Here is an 18233-nt window from a genome sequence, read left to right on the forward strand (position 1 = left end):
GATGCCTGCTCAGATTTATCATCTGCTTGCTTTTCTTATCTCCGCAGTAGTCGTTCTCTGGACTATACCCGATGTCAAAAAAATTGGCATCAAAAGCGGAAATTTAGATAAACCCGGCGGTCGAAAACTTCATCAACGTCCAATGGTACGCTTGGGAGGAGTTTCTATCTTCGCAGGTACTTTCATATCCCTATTAATTGTCTGGTGGTTAGGTGGATTTACTAACTTACCACCAGAAAAAGAATGGCAAATTTGGGGTGTAACATTAGGTGGACTAGGCTTTTTTCTCATCGGTTTAGCAGACGATTTATTAAACCTGTCTCCCTTAGTACGCCTACTCATACAAATAATTGTTGCTGCTGGAGCATGGAAAGCAGGAGTTAGCATAGATTTTATTACCATTCCCACCATCGGCATAGTTAATTTAGACTGGCTGAGTTTACCAATCACAGTAATTTGGCTAGTGGGAATGGTGAATGCGATTAACTGGATTGACGGTTTAGATGGACTAGCAGCTGGTGTCACAGGAATTGCTGCTGTAGTGATGTTGTTAGTATCCTTGTTTATGCACCAACCAGAAGCAGCCTTAATTGCAGCCGCCTTAGCTGGTGCATCATTGGGATTTCTTCGCTACAACTTCAACCCAGCCCAAATCTTTATGGGTGATGGTGGCTCTTATTTTATGGGATTCACCTTAGCATCCGTAGGTGTAATTGGTCTGGTAAAAATCCCCGCTTTTACAGCTGTCATCTTACCCTATTTGATTTTGGCAGTACCAATTGTGGATATGTCAGCCGTGATTTTATCCCGACTCCGCCACGGTAAATCCCCTTTTATCGCTGATAAACGCCATTTACACCACCGTCTACTGCAAGTTGGTTTATCCCACAGATTAACGGTTCTGTTTATTTATTCCTTAACTCTTTGGGTAGGTAGTTTAGCATTAGCTATTGCCGGTATTCCCAGTGGCGTTACCTATGCCTGTGCATCTACCTCTGTGTTAAGTTATGCTATTTGGCGAGTCTGGAAACTTTCTCGACAATAAGGTGACAGTTGACAGTTGACAGGTGACAGGGAATAGAGAGTAGAAAATAGGGAGTAGAAAATAGAAAATAGAAAATAGGAAAGTTGATGAATTTTCCCCAATCCCCAATCCCCAATCCCCAGTTCCCGATCTCATGAGTGCAGAAATTATTTGTGTTGGTACTGAATTGTTACTAGGAGATATCCTCAACAGTAATGCTCAATTTCTTGCCCAGCAATTAGCACAGCTAGGCATTCCCCATTACTATCAAACTGTGGTGGGGGATAATCCTGATAGACTTAAGCAAGTTATCGAAATCGCTACTTCCAGGGCAGAAATTTTGATTTTCACTGGTGGGTTAGGACCGACACCAGATGATTTGACCTGTGAAACCATCGCTGATTTTTTCGGCGTTCCCTTAGTGGAAAGTGCCGAAATTATTGAAGATATAACTGAGAAATTTACCCAACGGGGACGGGTGATGTCTCCTAGCAACCGCAAACAAGCCTTAATTCCCCAAGGGGCAGAAATTTTACCTAATCCCACAGGAACAGCACCGGGGATTATTTGGCAACCCCGACCGGGATTAACCATTTTTACTTTCCCTGGTGTTCCTAGTGAAATGCACCGAATGTGGTCAGATACAGCAGTACCTTGTCTTAAAAGTCAAGGTTGGGGACAGGAAATTATTTATAGTCGGAGTTTAAAATTTTGGGGTATTGGCGAATCAGCTTTAGCAGAAAAAGTATCTGCTTATCTGAATTTACCTAATCCTACAGTTGCACCTTATGCTGGTAACGGAGAAGTAAGACTAAGAATTTCTGCCAAAGCATCTGATGCAAAAGCAGCAAAGGATTTAATAGCACCGATTGAAAAACAACTTAGAGAAATTGCTGGATTAGATTATTACGGTGCGGATGATGATACATTGGCTGCTGTTGTTGGTGAATTATTGCGGTCATCAGAAGAAACTTTATCAGTAGCAGAATCTTGCACTGGTGGAGGACTAGGGCAAATGTTAACAGAAATTCCCGGTAGTTCTGATTACTTTTGGGGTGGAGTAATTTCTTATGATAATTCTGTAAAAATAGGATTATTGGGAGTTAACCCCGAAGATTTAGACAAATTTGGGGCTGTGAGTGCTACTGTAGCCGAACAAATGGCTGTTGGTGTCAGAAACCGTCTGCAAACTACTTGGGGATTAAGTATTACAGGAATTGCTGGGCCGACTGGGGGAACTAATACAAAGCCTGTGGGTTTGGTGTATATTGGTTTAGCTGGTTCAAGAGATGAGGTAACAAGTTATGAGTATAGATTTGGAACTATGCGAACTCGTTCTTCTATTCGTCACTTGAGTTCCTGTACAGCTTTGGATAATCTGCGTCGTATTTTGTGCAAGCAAAATGACGGATGCTTTGATAATTCAGCACCATAATCATAAATTAAGCTTATGTAGGTAATCTTTGTGTTAAAGGGTGTTAATATAATCAAAATCAATCTAGGAACACGAAAACAAAATGTAACCCATTAAACATCGGAACTTTCTTGAATAATTTAATTCTGAATATATAAATAACAATTTTATCAAATGTTGATAAGGCTGTTGTCTAGTTTCTGTTATTATTCGAGAGAAATTTTGATAATGATTTTTGTTTTAGTTTACTAAAATAAACATCTGAAGTCCTTAATTTTGCATCTACTGTCCTTTGAAATAGGGACAAATGGAGCATTAATTTAAAACAGTGATATTGCTGAGTTATTTTTTCCGGAACAGATTGTAATTTGTTGTCAATTAGTATATGTAACCTTTTGACAACACTTAGTAAAAATTCAATTACTAAGAACAAGCAGGTTAAAAAAAAACCGGAAAATCTTTGTCAATAATCTTGCCTGATCAGCCTAAAAATTTCTACAGTAAAATACGCTCATGGCATTCTGGCCGAAAAAATTAATTACTTCCAATCGAAGCACGTCCTCATTGCCCCATCAGGATTTGAAAAATGATACAGACAGCCTAGCTATATCAAACAATGCAAATACTGTGAATCAGCCAGGTTACAAACAGACAAATTTTACTAAAGCGAGGTTATCTGCTAGAGATTTAACCGATATTTCTCAAACCCAGGAAAATCTCAATTCCCAAAAAACTAAAGTATCAATAATCACGGAATTTTTTCCCCCTGATTATGCGGCTACGGGGCAGCTGATTGAAGAACTAGTCAAACAATTAGAGCCGCAAGGGGTAAGTATTGAGGTGTTTACGGGGCAGCCAGGGTATGCCTTTTCTACTGCCAATGCTGCGGCTGTTGAGCAATCCGGTGATATTCGCATTCAGCGATCGCGATCAACCCAAGTGTGGTCTGGAAGGATTCGTGGTAAGGCAGCAAATGGAGTTCTCTTTACATTGCGTGCCTTTTTACACATTATCAAAAATTTCCGTCGGCATAATGTATTTTTGGTAACTTCTGCCCCGCCTTTCTTGCCCATAGCAGCATATCTGGCGCACCTAATTTTGAGAATTTCTTATGTTTGTTTAATCTATGATCTTTATCCAGATATTGCGATCGCATTGGGAGTAATATCCAAAAACCATTGGCTGGCAGGGTTTTGGAGAGAACTCAACAGAAAGATTTGGCGTGGTTCTAAAGGGATTGTGGTTCTGAGTCCTGATATGAAGAAGAGAGTAATAGCAATCTGTCCTGAAGTGGCAGATAAAGTCTCTGTAATTCACAGTTGGGGAGATCCTGAATTGATTGTACCCATTCCCAAAGAAAAGAATTGGTTTGCCCGGGAACATAATCTAGTTAATAAATTCACCGTCCTCTATTCTGGTAATATGGGCAGGTGTCACGATATGGACACCATTCTTGAAGCTGCTAAACAACTGCAAGACGAACCCATTCAGTTCGTTTGTATTGGGAGTGGAGCAAAGCGAAAAGATTTTATGGAGGCAGTGAATAAATTAGGACTAAGAAATTTCCTATTTTTACCCTATCAAGACAAGCAAGTTCTGCCTTACTCTCTGACAGCTTGCGATCTCTCCCTAGTGAGTGTAGAAGCTGGAATGGAAAGTCTAGTAGCTCCCAGTAAGCTTTACCCAGCTTTAGCTGCTGGAAGACCGATAGCCGTGGTTTGTGCAAATGACTCTTATTTGCGACAGATGATAAATGATAGTAAGTGTGGGGTGAGTGTGGAGAACGGAGATAGTTTTGCTCTAGCTGAATTTATTCGGCTGCTGAATAGCGATCGCAAACTAGCAGAACTAATGGGCAAAGCATCTCGACAGTATTTGCAGTCAAATTTTACGCCACAAATCATTGCTAAAAAATATTTCCGTGTGCTACAGAGTTGTAATCTGTAATCTGTGAACTAAACTAATCCCAGAAGTACAAATGTGATAAGATATCGAACTGATTAACAAAACTGAAATTTTCAAATTTAATAACTTAACTTTTAAATTAGGAGCAGGGCTTTGATGGTCTTACTTGATCTCAGTCCCTCCACCGCAACCTTCTGGTGATCTTTTTGTATCAAACTGATTTGGGAGGCCGAAGTGCAGAGAAGGTGTGATCGAAATCGGAATCGTTCTAAACGTCGAGCTATCTATTGTCCAGTACATAACTGCTACATGGATAGCATGAGTCAAAAATACAGCTTATTTGCTGAAAGTGCCGGACAACTACAACAGAGAGGGATGAGACGGAAAGAAGCCCTGATGTTAGTAGCAGCCAAAACCGCAGTCCCTTTACAGGGAGAGTGGTTAGAAGCTTTTTGGTGTGACGATTGCCAGGAAACAAAATGGTATCACATCCATAAACGTGAATCTGTATATGAGTTATCATTAGCACGAGCCGAACTTTGGCAACAGGCTACAGGTGTAATTAATCCCCATCGAAATCCTTCCGTGGGAGAATTTACCTTCAGGCAATCCCAAGTAATTGGTGGTAACAGTATCAAAGATTTTTGGGTGAGTAACTAATAATTAATAGCAAGTATTTGCAGCCAGTAATTGAGATTGGCATCACTAAATTGATGATATGAAAGACACCATTTCCCAGCCAGAATTAATAATTGAAGCCGGAAGAGCAGAAAGTCAATATTGGAAAGATTTATGGCGCTATCGGGAATTATTTTATTTCCTAGCTTGGCGAGATATTTTAGTAAGATATAAGCAAACTAGCATTGGTATTGCTTGGGCTTTAATTCGTCCTTTTCTAACAATGGTTGTGTTTACAATCGTGTTTGGTAGGTTGGCAAAATTACCATCTCAGGGTGTGCCTTATCCTATCCTGGTATTTTCGGCCATGTTACCCTGGCAGTTTTTCGCCAATTCTCTGGCAGAATGCAGCACTAGTTTAATTACCAATTCTAATCTAGTTTCCAAAGTTTATTTTCCACGATTAGTAGTACCGACAAGTGCGGTAGTAGTAAGTTTTGTGGACTTTATGATTTCTGGAATAATTTTATTGGCACTCATGGCCTGGTACAATTTCGTTCCCAGTTGGCGAATTGTGACTTTACCGTTGTTTATTAGTATTGCCTTTGCTGCTTCAATGGGAGCAGGATTGTGGTTTGCTGCTTTAAACGTTCAATATCGAGATTTCCGTTATATTGTGCCGTTTATTGTCCAATTTGGTCTGTATGTTTCCCCAGTAGGTTTTAGTAGTAGCCTTGTTCCCGAACAGTGGCGGTTAATTTACTCATTAAACCCAATGGTAGGAGTAATTGATGGTTTCCGGTGGGCAATTTTAGGCGGTAATTCAAATTTGTATCTACCCGGATTTATTCTCTCTTTAGCACTAGTATTTTTGCTATTGTTTAGTGGTATTTGGTATTTCCGCAAAATGGAAAGAAAGTTTGCCGACGTGATTTAGACTCGCTGATAGATATCTTTGGATAATAAAGACTTTTATTATCTATACTAAACATGGTTGGGACATGGACTTTTTCAAGATTACGAAAAACCTCAATGTCTAGGGGTTTAGCTCATGCTTTAACCATACCTATAAAATCCAATAATTAAGCCGTTTTGAGTATATCAAAAACTAAGTAGAAAATATATTGGACATTAGCAACAGAAACACTATAATGTCATAGATGTCATACGAGATTTGATACCCAATCTGCTTTTCGGGAAGTTACTTATTACCGATTGTAGGTAGTAGGATTTTTGGACAGACATATTATTCAGAACTAATAATTAAAGTCCAACCTACAAACAAGGAAAAGCAAAGTACATAACTATTGATAAACAGATTATACCAAGGAGTGAAAAATGATAGATATTGGAGCAACAATTTGGTTTACAGGATTGAGTGGTGCTGGTAAAACAACCATCAGCACTGAAGTTGCGAAAACATTACGTCAGCGTGGACTCAAAGTAGAGATATTAGATGGAGATATAGTGCGCCAAAATCTCACCAGAGATTTAGGGTTTAGTAGAGCAGATAGAGATGAAAATATTAGACGAATTGGTTTTGTGGCTAATTTATTAACGCGGAATGGGGTGGTAGTATTAGTTTCTGCTATTTCACCATATCGTGATGTGCGGCAAGAAGTACGCCAAAAAATTGGTAGTAGTTTTATTGAAGTTTATGTCAATGCGTCCTTGGCATCTTGTGAAGATCGTGACGTTAAAGGCTTATATAAACGAGCGCGTCAGGGGGAAATTAAGTTTTTTACAGGTATTGATGATCCCTATGAACCACCTTTAAAAGCAGAAGTTGAATGCTTGACTGATCAAGAAGATATTGAACAAAGTGTGACAAAAGTAATAGAACAGTTTGATATTCTGTGTAGCAATGCAGCGGTATCTTCTGCTTGTTTATAATTGAGCTAATCTAGATTATTTGGAATTATCAGAGAAGCATTAACTTTGAGAATGGTTAATGTTTCTCTTTACAAAATTTGTACCTATGTCAGACACAGTTATTCGCGTTGAAAATCTGGGTAAAAAATACATTATTGGCCATCAGAAGCAGGAACGTTATACTGCTCTGCGAGATGTGGTTAGTAATCAAATTAAGTCTCTTGGTAGTTTCATTCATCCTAAATCTGAAGTTGAGAATCCTAATGTTGAAGAATTCTGGGCTTTAAAAGATGTTTCTTTTGAGATTAAGCAGGGGGATAGAGTTGGGATTATTGGCCGAAACGGTGCAGGAAAATCAACTCTATTAAAGATTTTAAGCCGAATTACTGAACCCACTGTAGGAAGGATTAAAATTAAAGGTAGGGTTGCGAGTTTATTAGAAGTAGGTACTGGGTTTCATCCAGAATTGACTGGGAGAGAAAATATATTTCTCAATGGGGCAATTCTCGGAATGAGTAAGGTAGAGATTAAACGCAAGTTTGATGAAATTGTGGCGTTTGCTGAGGTGGAAAAGTTTCTAGATACGCCAGTGAAGCGGTATTCTTCGGGGATGTATGTAAGATTGGCGTTTGCGGTAGCAGCGCATTTAGAACCGGAAATTTTAATAGTAGATGAAGTGTTAGCCGTTGGGGATGCGGCATTTCAGAAGAAGTGTTTGGGTAAGATGGAAGATGTATCTAAAGGTGAAGGTAGAACAGTATTATTTGTTAGTCATAATATGGGTGCGATTAATCAATTATGTGAAGATGCTATTTGGTTGGATCAAGGAAAATTAATTGTTCATCAAAGCACAGAAAATGTAGTTTCTCGATATCTCACGAAAAATGCTCATGAAGGTCAATTTTTATCGGACAATGGCATTGCTAATGTAGGAGTTGATGAGTTTAAACTTTTATCTATATCAATCAAAAATATACAAGGAGAGGTTACATCTTATATAGACTTTCGACAACAGTTTTTTATTGAAATTCAATATCAAATAAACGAATATTTACCATATTGTAGAGTTGGTTTTTTATTGTCAACAACAGATGGAATTACTTTGTTTGAATCTTATGATACAGATGGGCATAATTTAAAAACTCCACGTCAACCAGGTAAGTATATAATTAAATGTAAAATCCCAGAGAAATTATTAAAACCTGGTCAGTATATACTGACTTTTAATGCGGGTATTCCTTCAGTGAAAAATCTGGTGTCGTTAGAAAGTCTTATCAAGATAAATATAGAAGATACTTCTGGTGATTCTTTGTCTTTAAATATCAAGAGAAAGGGGATAATTTTTCCAGCCTTAAATTGGGAAAGTGTAGGTTAATATTATTTATTTAATCACCAATATTGATTCAACACAATTCATAATTTGATTACAGTAAAAAAATATAAATGAGTATATCATAATACCAAGACAATCATGATTAAAGCTTTGAAAGGTCTGAATAAAATACTAGATGCTACCATACAAAGAAATTTGTTGGCAGCCCAAAAAAAGTATATACCCCTACAAAGTGACTTATTTATTGTAGAGTTTCCTAAGTCGGGAGTAACTTGGTTAACCAACATATTAGCAAATGTTGAGCTTTTAACAACTTCAGACATATCTCCAAGTTTCCAGTGCGGAAAACCCATTTCCTTTGGAAACCGTGAGTCGTTCATATCTGATATACACGTTGGTTATCCATCTAATTATTACTCACATATTTTCGGTGGGAAACTTATCAAAAGCCATGCAAAGATGACATCTGATATTCAGAGATTAATTTATCTTTATAGGCATCCTGTGAGTGTCATGAAGTCTTATTATCGTATGTGCAAAGGTTATCAAACAATTTCAAATCAAATTACATTTTCAGAATTCGTAAGAGATTCCAATATGGGAGTTGAGGCTTGGAAACAGCATATTAGAAGCTGGTTATTTGATTCACGAGTATCACAAAGAATATTTTTTGTTTCTTATGAAAATCTTGTTGATAACACAAGTCTTTATATTGAACAAATCTACCAATTCTTTGGAATTTATGCTTTGCCTCAACATATAATCGAGGAAGCAATTCAAATATCTAGTTATGAAAATATGAAAATCTTGGAAACAAACCGTAGAGAAATAGATTTGAGATTCAAATGGAGATTTGATAATAATTATAAATTTATTAAAGGCAGCACAGAAGAAAATCTTGATAATGAACAGGAGGCAGTGGAGTATATACGTTTGCAATGCCTAGAAGAATTACGGTGGCTTGGATATGAAAGTTAACTAAACCAAACACATTCTAATATAGAACATATAGACATTTAAAATGATGTACTCAAAATTAAAAACAAAGTTGCTGTCATTCAGTTCTCATCGTAATTTATATAGTAGTGATGTTCTATTAAAAATCCCACGTCAATTCAGACGTGATAAAGTGATATTTATTCATGTCCCAAAATGTGCTGGTTCGGCATTTTTAGATTCTTACTTAGGGTATCAACTTGGTCATGTAAGGGTAGAGACTTATTTCAAGTTAGATCCATTACTATTCTCCGAATCATTTGTATTTTCATTTGTCAGAAATCCTATTCATCGCTTTATATCTGCATATAATTATATTCAGCGCACTACACTGTGGAGTTATTTGCCTGAGATAAAGCAAAAACTTGATACCTATGCTTCGTCTGTAGATGAACTTGCTAAAACTCTCTCCAAGGAGTCAGAAATTCTATCCCTTCCGTGGTTTGAACCTCAACATCATTACTTAACAGTCAATAATATTGTAGCTGTTAACAGAGTGTTTAAAACAGAAAACTTTGCTGAGGACTTAGAGGTTTTAAAAACTGAAACTGGTTTGAATTTTAGATCAGAATCACCAATCAACGTTTCTCCTAAGCTTGTAACAGATTATAAAGAAATCCTTTCATCTGAATCTATAAAAAATCTGGAAATGGTTTACGAAAAAGATTTTACTCTTTTTGGATATTTTTAGGTACTTATGAGGGTTTCGTCTTTGAATCTTCTTGAAATCAGATAACATGAATGAGAATGATGAATATAAAACATTTTATTAAACTCTTAATTAAAGAAAAGTGTAGAAGACAGTTTTTTTGCACGAGAAAAACTAAAATCAACTTCTAGGTATATATCTACTAACACAGATATTCTGGGCATAGAAATTGAAGTTGTTGATTCTGATTCTTTGTATATGGAAGCTTTAAAAGCAGTATAATGAAAATTTTACATATTAATCAGTCTGATATTGGAGGAGGAGCAGCTATAGCAGGATATCGCCTTCATCAAGGATTATTACAACAAGGCATTGACTCAAAACTGTTAGTTGGGATTGTGAAAACTGATCGCGACCCGCGCATAGCAGATGTTTCTCGTAAATACCGGGTTGACAATCATATTTATCGGTTTACTAGTGGGCTTGGACTCAACTATATTAACCTACTGAGTACCTTTGATATTCCCCAACACCAATTTTATCAAGAAGCAGATATTCTCAATTTTCATAACTTACATACTGGCTATTTTAACTATTTGGCTATTCCTAAATTAACTGAAACCAAACCCGCTATTTTTACACTCCATGATATGTGGAGTTTTACTGGGCATTGTGCTTATAGCTATGATTGCGATCGCTGGAAAATAGGTTGTGGTAAATGTCCCTATCCAGATATATATCCTAAAATTCGCCGTGATAACACTCAACTAGAGTGGAAACTGAAAAATTGGGTTTACAGTAGTTCTAATCTAACTATTGTTGCTCCTAGTAATTGGTTAGCAGAGCAAGCCAAAGCAAGTATACTGAGTCGCTATCCCATTCACTGTATTCCTTATGGGATTGATACAGAAGCTTACCAACCAATTGACACTCAACAATGTAGGGAGGTACTTGGACTACCAATCGGTCGAAAAGTTATCATGTTTGGAGCTACAAACCTAAATGAAACTCGCAAAGGAGGAGATTTAGTTTTTAATGCTCTGCAAAATTTACCTCACTCTCTTAAAGAAGAAACTGTATTATTGACCTTTGGTAATAAAGGAGAAGAAATTGCCAAGCAGATAGGAATGAAAGTTTTCAGTCTAGGCTATCTTAACAGCGATCGCTTAAAATCTATTGCTTACTCTGCGGCTGACTTGTTTATATTTCCCACCCGTGCAGATAATTTACCCCTGGTATTACAAGAAAGTATGGCGTGTGGAACACCAATGGTATCTTTTAAGATAGGTGGTGTACCTGATTTAGTCCGTCCAGGAATTACAGGTTATTTAGCTCAACCAGAAGATACGCAAGATTTTTGTGATGGAATTGTCAAATTACTGGAAGATGAACAATTACGGAAAACAATGAGTCAAAATTGTCGAGCGATCGCCATTTCAGAATATTCCTTAGAATTGCAAGCAAGCCGCTACATAAAACTATATAAACAGGTGTTGCAATAATATGCAGCCGCTAGATTGAGATTATATAATCAACAATTTATGTAATTAAATCCCCAATGAAAATGAAAAAAATTCTTTTAGTTGATTTATGTATTCTAGGATCACAAGGTGGAGGACATAGTGAATTTTATTTCATGAATATTCTTTCCATCTTAAGTAATCACAATGATATTGTGTATGCCTGTTGTAGTAACAACAAGACATTGAGAGAGAATATCGAGCGGGAGAATTTAAAAAATTGCCAAGTCATAGATATTGATGTAACTTTATCAGATAAAATTATCCGCAGATTATTATTGCTCCTTGATACATTTATCCCTAAAATACCCGGAATGAAATATCTCCGGTTTAGTTCTTTAATTAACTTAACTATCGTCAAACGGCTGATTGCCAATTTAGGTGAGGAAATACCTGTCTTTTTCCCTCATACAGATTCCATGATGCCAGCAGTTCCCACATTTATGTCTAGGTTTTTTTTACCCAAGAAATGGGCAGGTTTGCATATCCTACCTTCTTATCAGTTAAACATAACAGATGGTAAAGAGAAAAGTAGAAAACGCTTTTATGCAGAAAAAAATTTCTTACTTCCGTCTTGCCAAGCTATTCTAGTCTTGCACCCACTTTATCAACGGTTCTTAGCCAAAAGATTTAAAGGATTGACTTCCTTTTATCTCCCCGAATTAGTTAATATTAAACCCACATTAAAAAACCATAAGAAGATAAATACCGAACTATTACTCAATATTAAGGACAATGCTAAAGGGAGAAAGATTATCTCCATTTTGGGTAATTTAACACCAAGAAAGAATCTTCCCCTGTTTCTAGAATCTGTATCTAAACTGAGTGCGGAAAAATATTTTGTTTTAGTTTTAGGAAAAATAAAAATTCCCCAATCCACTACCTTAGATCCAGAAATAGATAAAATTGAATATTGGATAAAAATGCTCAATCATAATTCTTATATAGATGTTCATTATTATATAAAAAATGAAGAAGAGTTTTCAGAACTAATTCAATTATCAGACATCGTATTTTGTCATTATAAATCCTATCCTTTTAGCAGCAGTATTTTAACAAAAACTATGGCACATCATAAACCAGTTATTGTTGACAAAGGATACTTGATGGAAAAAATTATTAATAAATATAACTGGAAAATTGCCGTTGAAGGTGAGCCTAATGCTATAGCACAGGCTATTCAAAATTTGATAGATACTGATTTCCAAATAGAAGACTCTAGCTATTCCTCTTTTAGAGAAGATCACTCTCTAGAACGCTTTCAATCAGTTATTCTTCAAGCTTGCAAAACCCTTCAAAACTCAACTCTGAATACATAACATCTATAAATATTGGAACTATAAAAATGATAAATATATACTATCCAAAAGTTTCTGTGGTAACAGTCGTCAGAAATGCTGAAAACTTAATTGACAAAACTATCCAAAGTGTACTCAATCAAGATTATCCTAATTTAGAATATATAGTAGTAGATGGAGATTCCCAAGATCGAACAAAATTAATTATTGAAAACTATATTCATCACATAGATAAATATATCAGTGAGCCAGATGGAGGTATTTACGATGCCATGAATAAAGGCGCAAATCTGGCAAATGGGGATTGGATTTTATATATGAATGCAGGAGATTATTTTTATGCTGGCAATTCTCTTAGCAGTTTAACTAGTACCTTAAATAGTGGTGCTGATGTAATTTTGGCTGGTTTGGAAGAAGTTTTGGTAGATGATTTAGAAATACGACGTTTCCAAAAAATGCCTAAACCACTCAAGGAAATTTGGCGTTCTATGCCAACATCACATCAAGCTACTCTAGTTAGATTGTCTTGTCAGCTAGAATATGGTTTTGATACCAGTTATATCTGGTGTGCAGATCATGATTTGTTGGCAAGGATGTATAGAGATGGTAAGAAATTTGTAAATCAAAATGTGTTATTTTGTGTGTTTGATTGTAATAGTAGTAGTTCCAGAGATATTATGCTATTTATTAGCGAACGCTGGAAACTGAGCAAGGGTTTAGTTCCTCTGTATCGTCGATTAATTCAATATGGTAGTGAATGGATACATTGTAAAGTTTGGGGTCAAATTGTGAAAATAATTAAGTCTATTTTACCAGCAGCAGTAATTCTAAAAATTAGAAACTGGCGTGGTACTTCTGGAATTCAAGCTAATTGAATAAATATATGATTCTTATATCTAAAAAAAGTAATTATGCGATTTAATAAAGTTTTCGGAATTGGTTTACCAAGAACAGGAACTACTTCTTTAAATCTTGCTTTAAACGAACTAGATATAACTTCTGTTCATTTCCCCTTCAGTCTTTATGAAACTGATGATTTATCAATACTGAACGAATACACGGGTTTTGTAGATACTCCTATACCTATGCTGTACCAGAAATTAGACAAGTTATGTCCTGATTCTGGATTTATTCTAACTACAAGACCATTGGAAGGGTGGTTAAACAGCATGGAATGGTTGTTGAGGGAAGGACGTTACATTTGGGAATGGAAATCTAGTTATGATGCTTTTAATCAAGAATTTTTTGGTGCAAGTAATTTTAATTTTGAACTTTATCAATCACGCTATCATACTTTTCATGCAGAGGTTTTTGACTATTTTGAAAATAGAGAAAATTTACTAGTTCTGGATTTGAATTTAGGCTATGGCTATGATGATATTTGTAATTTTCTAGATGTACCAGTTTTGCAAACAGAATATCCCCGTGGTAACGAATCACGCCAAGCTCGATGGTTACAGAAACTAGCTTATAAAAGTGGAAAGTATAACAAGTATTTAGAAAAATTAGTCCGTCGTTGTGATTATTATTATCAACGTACCCAAAACAAACTTAGGTTGCTTTAGAATAATGCTTTTGAAGTGCAGACAGGAGTTAGTACAGTGTTAGATGAAATATCTGTTTTTTTCTCTGCTGATGAGCGTTACGCTCGGTATTGTGCTGTTACAATACTCTCGATTTTAGAGAACACATCTAGTCCAAACAAGTTGCACTTTTATATCCTGTCACCGGATCTCTCTTTGGAGAATACTCAAAGAATTGAAAAACTTTGCGCTCAATTTGCTGCTCAAGTATCGGTCATACCGATTGATTTGGCTTTGTTTAGTTCTTTACCAGAACTTCAACATTTAAGCCTTAACACTTATTCCCGTCTCCGCTGTGCAGATGTGTGTGACGGCTGTGAAAGAATAATATATTTGGATTGTGACCTGATTATATTAGGAGATATTGCTGAATTGTTTGAGTATGATTTTGGCACTAAACCAATTGGCGCAGTGCCTCATGTCCAATTCCCTTACCAAGATTTTTTTCTCAAGCATTTTGATGTCGAGGGCAATGATATTTACTTCAATGGTGGGGTAATGCTAATAAATACTGTTTATTGGCGTGAGAAACAATATGGTGAAGAAACTCTGAAATGGGCAGATAAATATTCAAATAAACTTCATTTTGGTGATCAAGATGCTTTAAATGCTGTCTTTTGGAAAAACTATTGTCACCTACCGGGAGTTTGGAATGTGGAAGCACGACTTTTTAAAGAAAAATTGCTAGGTTTACCTCAAAATGAAGAAATAACCAAGCGAATGGAAAATCCCAAAATTATTCATTATACAGGAGCAGATAAACCTTGGTCATCTCAAAATTATGTGCCTATGCGCCACCTTTACACACACTACAGTGAACAGCTATCTCAAAACTTTGCCTGGTTTCCATCTAAACCAGAACCTAAAAAATGTACCATCCAATCTTTCTTAAAGTTTGTATGGTCATGTTTATATTTTCGTGCCAGCTACAATTTTCATGCTATTTTTAATACTTAATATGGTCAATTAAACACACAAAATAACACAAAATAATTGTATGATAAAACGTAAATATAAGCAATTATTTGATTTGCTTGCTCACATCATTTCCTTTGAAATTTTAATATTTAATGACTAAAAAAAATATCAATATTTTCAATTCAAAACAACAAACAAATCATTGAGTATATAAAAATGAATAATCTTACGATGTCTCTGCGAAGAAATGGAATAACCAAGAAAAATCTACATAAGCTAATAAACAGAATAATTTTTCCAAAACTTTATTGGTCTTTCAAAGATAACATTTACCTAGTGTACACAATGGGTAAAGTAGGTTCAAGCACAATTTATACAACCCTAGACACAGAATTAAAAGTAGCCAATATTGTTCATGTTCACTACTTATCTCGTAAGTGGTTGGAAACAAGAGATCCTTCCATAAGTGACAATCATCCTTCTGTCAAACAAGCCAAGCAAATACAAAAGTTAAAGTCTACTCCTGGTAAGCATTTTAAAATTATTAGCATTGTTCGTGATCCAATTGCTAAAAAAGTTTCAGGATTTTTTCAAAATCCCCATTTATATGGTTTAACACAGCAAGAACTATTAACAATATCTCCTTATGATGCTTGTGATTTGATCGTCAAAAATCGCATGAAATTCTATGATGCAGTTGAGTGGTTCGAGCAAGAATTTGCTGAATTTACAGGAATTGATATTTATCAGCAATCCTTTAATCACTCTGAAAAACAACAATTTATTGCTGGTAAAAATTTAGATGTCATGATTCTACGGTTGGAAGATTTTAAGGATAACGAAACTATTTTGCTTAATCTCCAAAAGTTTATTGATTTCCCAATACAAAAAATAACTAATGCAAACGTTACAGAGGAAAAACCATTTGCTGCTTTAAATAAGCAAGTAGTTGATATGATTAAATTTCCTGATGATTTTGTCAATGATATCTATGCTTCTAAATATTGTCAACACTTCTATACACAAACTGAAATTAATAAGTTTAAAATTAAATGGACTGGTGCAAAAGGGTGATAATTTTAAATGACTAATATTTTTCAGGAACAAAATATCGGTGTTTACTTTTCAGCCAATGATAAAGTTTACGATTGGACAATAGCATTTCTTAACAGTTTTCGCACCTTTAACCCAGATTTACGGCTGATTTTAATTCCTTTTACTGAGGAGTGCGATCGCCTTTTACAACTACAAGAAAAATACAATTTTGAACTATATATTGATTCCTCATTTCCGCGTTTAGAAGCCATTGGTAAAGCCTTTGAACTAGGACTTACTCCCACAGGACATTACTGGTTCAGACGCTATGCTGCTTTTTGGGGACCATTGGATAGCTTCATTTACTTAGATGCTCGCCAAGTAGTATTGGCAAATCTGACACCCTTGATTACAGCCCTTGATCAATTCGGTTTTGACTTCCTACATTATGACTGTGCTATTAACCAAGTATATGAGCCTGGAGAATTCCGCCAACAGTTATTGAGACAAGGACGCGGAAGAGGCTTTAATTCTGGTCGGTGGGCTTCTAAAAAAGGGCTTTTTTCTCTTGAAGAATTTGAAAAATTAGCAGCAGAATCATTAAAAATCCGTGAACAACTTAATCCCCGAAATACGGATCAGGCATTTATTAATTATTGCTGTGATATGAAGCCTGTGATTTATGGTCATTTTGCAGAAGTGCTAGGAGGAATTTGTCAAAATGGTTGGGCAAGGCAATCTGGACATATTTATCAAGAAAATGGTAAATATTATTTATGGGATTATGGCGGATTAGATCATAAAAAGCAAGTTGTATTAGTTCATTGGGCAGGATACAAATTAAATAGTTTAATGCCTTATAAACTTTTATTCTATCAATATTATATAGACAAGCTACAAAACTTATTATTAATAACTAACAACCCTTTGAAAAGGATAATAATTATTTGGGTAAATTATATTATTGAACTTAATATTGATTTTGTAAAAAGGCAGAGAATACTAAACCAATTATATCATAAAATCTCTAGTCTATATAATGAAAAAATGAGCAATTAATCAATTCCTTGGAAATTACAAAGTTCACTTTTGATCACTTATACTTTACTTTCATTTAAATAAAGCACATATGAAAACACTTTCTAGCAGTCTGAAAATTAATCAAATCCAACTACCTAATTTTCTCGGAATTGGCAGCGAAAGATGTGCAAGTACTTGGCTGCATTATGTGTTATCAAAACATCCTCAATTATATTTACCAGAACGCAAAGAATTTAATTTCTGGTCTGGTACAATAACTAAAGAAAAATTAGAAGAATATCTGAAAAATTTTGAACATGAAAAAGCAAATGCTTGTTTATTGGGAGAAATTTCACCCACTTATGCGGCAATGTATTCGGAAGAAGTAGCTTTACTGAAAGAAGTGATTCCTGAGCTAAAAGTTATCTTCATCATCAGAAATCCAGTAGATCGTCTCATATCTTCCATTACTCGACAGTGGACATTTTTTTATGTAGATAAAGGAGCTTCAACTAATAGGAATCTTTTCTTTCTTTTAAGATGTGTAGATAAAGGATTATCACGAAGACTCACTGATTATCTAAGAACCTATCAGATTTGGTCTAAATGCTTGGGTAAAGATCATGTTTTTTTAGAGAAATTTGAAAATCTTTCTTCCAATCCTCAAGGTTTCTTAATACGAGTTCTAGAGTTCTTGGGTGTTCAGCCCATAATAGATGAAAGTGTAATGAATTCTAAGCGTAACAAATCAAACGAGGATGTGAAAACTGAAATACCAGAATTTCTCAAATGGTATATGGCTGTAGAATGGTTGCCTAAAGTCAAACAAATGGCAATCATATTACCACTAGATTTATCTGACTGGATTGAAAATTTAGAATTTATTGTAGGTAAAAACAAATTTAATATTAAATTCTGGTTCATTTATATCGTTCACAAGATTTATTTTTATATTCCCTATAGTTTACTATACTCTTTAGCAAAGTATTTTCAAGTACAAATGAAAGTTGCAAAAACAAGACGAGATTTAGGTTTATAAACTTTAAGA

At 35.4% G+C, this 18233-nt stretch carries 17 protein-coding genes; all 17 read left to right on the forward strand.

Annotation, left to right across the window (positions count from 1 at the left end):
• The first annotated feature begins 1 nt into the window (after nucleotide 1).
• The 17 genes from VB694_RS01080 (at nucleotide 2) to VB694_RS01160 (ending at nucleotide 18224) form a co-directional block, all read left to right on the forward strand.
• Complete coding sequence (locus VB694_RS01080) at nucleotides 2-1045, forward strand: MraY family glycosyltransferase (RefSeq protein ID WP_323358459.1); 1044 nt, start codon at nucleotides 2-4, stop codon at nucleotides 1043-1045.
• A 133-nt stretch (nucleotides 1046-1178) separates the two neighbouring features.
• Nucleotides 1179-2459: a competence/damage-inducible protein A gene (locus VB694_RS01085; RefSeq protein WP_323358460.1), complete on the forward strand. Its 1281-nt coding sequence runs from the start codon at nucleotides 1179-1181 to the stop codon at nucleotides 2457-2459.
• A gap of 606 nt (nucleotides 2460-3065) precedes the next feature.
• The gene (locus tag VB694_RS01090; RefSeq protein ID WP_416233456.1) at nucleotides 3066-4385 is read left to right on the forward strand and encodes a glycosyltransferase family 4 protein; all 1320 of its coding nucleotides are present in this window, start codon (nucleotides 3066-3068) and stop codon (nucleotides 4383-4385) included.
• Nucleotides 4386-4577: 192 nt separating this feature from the next.
• On the forward strand, nucleotides 4578-5003 hold the full coding sequence (locus VB694_RS01095) for a hypothetical protein (RefSeq protein ID WP_323358462.1): 426 nt from the start codon (nucleotides 4578-4580) through the stop codon (nucleotides 5001-5003).
• Between the two features lie 58 nt (nucleotides 5004-5061).
• Nucleotides 5062-5898: an ABC transporter permease gene (locus VB694_RS01100; protein WP_323358463.1), complete on the forward strand. Its 837-nt coding sequence runs from the start codon at nucleotides 5062-5064 to the stop codon at nucleotides 5896-5898.
• Nucleotides 5899-6299: 401 nt separating this feature from the next.
• On the forward strand, nucleotides 6300-6854 hold the full coding sequence (gene cysC, locus VB694_RS01105; RefSeq protein ID WP_323358464.1) for an adenylyl-sulfate kinase: 555 nt from the start codon (nucleotides 6300-6302) through the stop codon (nucleotides 6852-6854).
• Between the two features lie 85 nt (nucleotides 6855-6939).
• Complete coding sequence (locus VB694_RS01110; RefSeq protein WP_323358465.1) at nucleotides 6940-8208, forward strand: ABC transporter ATP-binding protein; 1269 nt, start codon at nucleotides 6940-6942, stop codon at nucleotides 8206-8208.
• A gap of 96 nt (nucleotides 8209-8304) precedes the next feature.
• The gene (locus tag VB694_RS01115; RefSeq protein WP_323358466.1) at nucleotides 8305-9144 is read left to right on the forward strand and encodes a sulfotransferase domain-containing protein; all 840 of its coding nucleotides are present in this window, start codon (nucleotides 8305-8307) and stop codon (nucleotides 9142-9144) included.
• 43 nt (nucleotides 9145-9187) lie between these two features.
• A complete protein-coding gene (locus VB694_RS01120) occupies nucleotides 9188-9853 on the forward strand; it encodes a sulfotransferase family 2 domain-containing protein (RefSeq protein ID WP_323358467.1) in 666 nt (221 codons plus the stop codon).
• Nucleotides 9854-10092: 239 nt separating this feature from the next.
• Nucleotides 10093-11313: a glycosyltransferase family 4 protein gene (locus tag VB694_RS01125; protein ID WP_323358468.1), complete on the forward strand. Its 1221-nt coding sequence runs from the start codon at nucleotides 10093-10095 to the stop codon at nucleotides 11311-11313.
• A gap of 62 nt (nucleotides 11314-11375) precedes the next feature.
• Nucleotides 11376-12650, forward strand: coding sequence for a glycosyltransferase (locus tag VB694_RS01130; protein WP_323358469.1), 1275 nt, complete (start codon nucleotides 11376-11378; stop codon nucleotides 12648-12650).
• A 26-nt stretch (nucleotides 12651-12676) separates the two neighbouring features.
• On the forward strand, nucleotides 12677-13504 hold the full coding sequence (locus VB694_RS01135) for a glycosyltransferase family 2 protein (RefSeq protein ID WP_323358470.1): 828 nt from the start codon (nucleotides 12677-12679) through the stop codon (nucleotides 13502-13504).
• A 36-nt stretch (nucleotides 13505-13540) separates the two neighbouring features.
• Nucleotides 13541-14194, forward strand: coding sequence for a sulfotransferase family protein (locus VB694_RS01140; RefSeq protein ID WP_323358471.1), 654 nt, complete (start codon nucleotides 13541-13543; stop codon nucleotides 14192-14194).
• Between the two features lie 36 nt (nucleotides 14195-14230).
• Complete coding sequence (locus VB694_RS01145; protein WP_323358472.1) at nucleotides 14231-15169, forward strand: glycosyltransferase family 8 protein; 939 nt, start codon at nucleotides 14231-14233, stop codon at nucleotides 15167-15169.
• 306 nt (nucleotides 15170-15475) lie between these two features.
• Nucleotides 15476-16204, forward strand: coding sequence for a putative capsular polysaccharide synthesis family protein (locus tag VB694_RS01150; protein ID WP_323358473.1), 729 nt, complete (start codon nucleotides 15476-15478; stop codon nucleotides 16202-16204).
• A 9-nt stretch (nucleotides 16205-16213) separates the two neighbouring features.
• Entirely contained in the window at nucleotides 16214-17224 is a 1011-nt protein-coding gene (locus tag VB694_RS01155; RefSeq protein WP_323358474.1) for a hypothetical protein, read from the forward strand.
• 70 nt (nucleotides 17225-17294) lie between these two features.
• Nucleotides 17295-18224: a sulfotransferase gene (locus VB694_RS01160; protein ID WP_323358475.1), complete on the forward strand. Its 930-nt coding sequence runs from the start codon at nucleotides 17295-17297 to the stop codon at nucleotides 18222-18224.
• The last annotated feature ends 9 nt before the right edge of the window (nucleotides 18225-18233 follow it).

Source organism: Anabaena sp. UHCC 0451 (genome assembly GCF_034931405.1).
Lineage (GTDB): Bacteria > Cyanobacteriota > Cyanobacteriia > Cyanobacteriales > Nostocaceae > RDYJ01.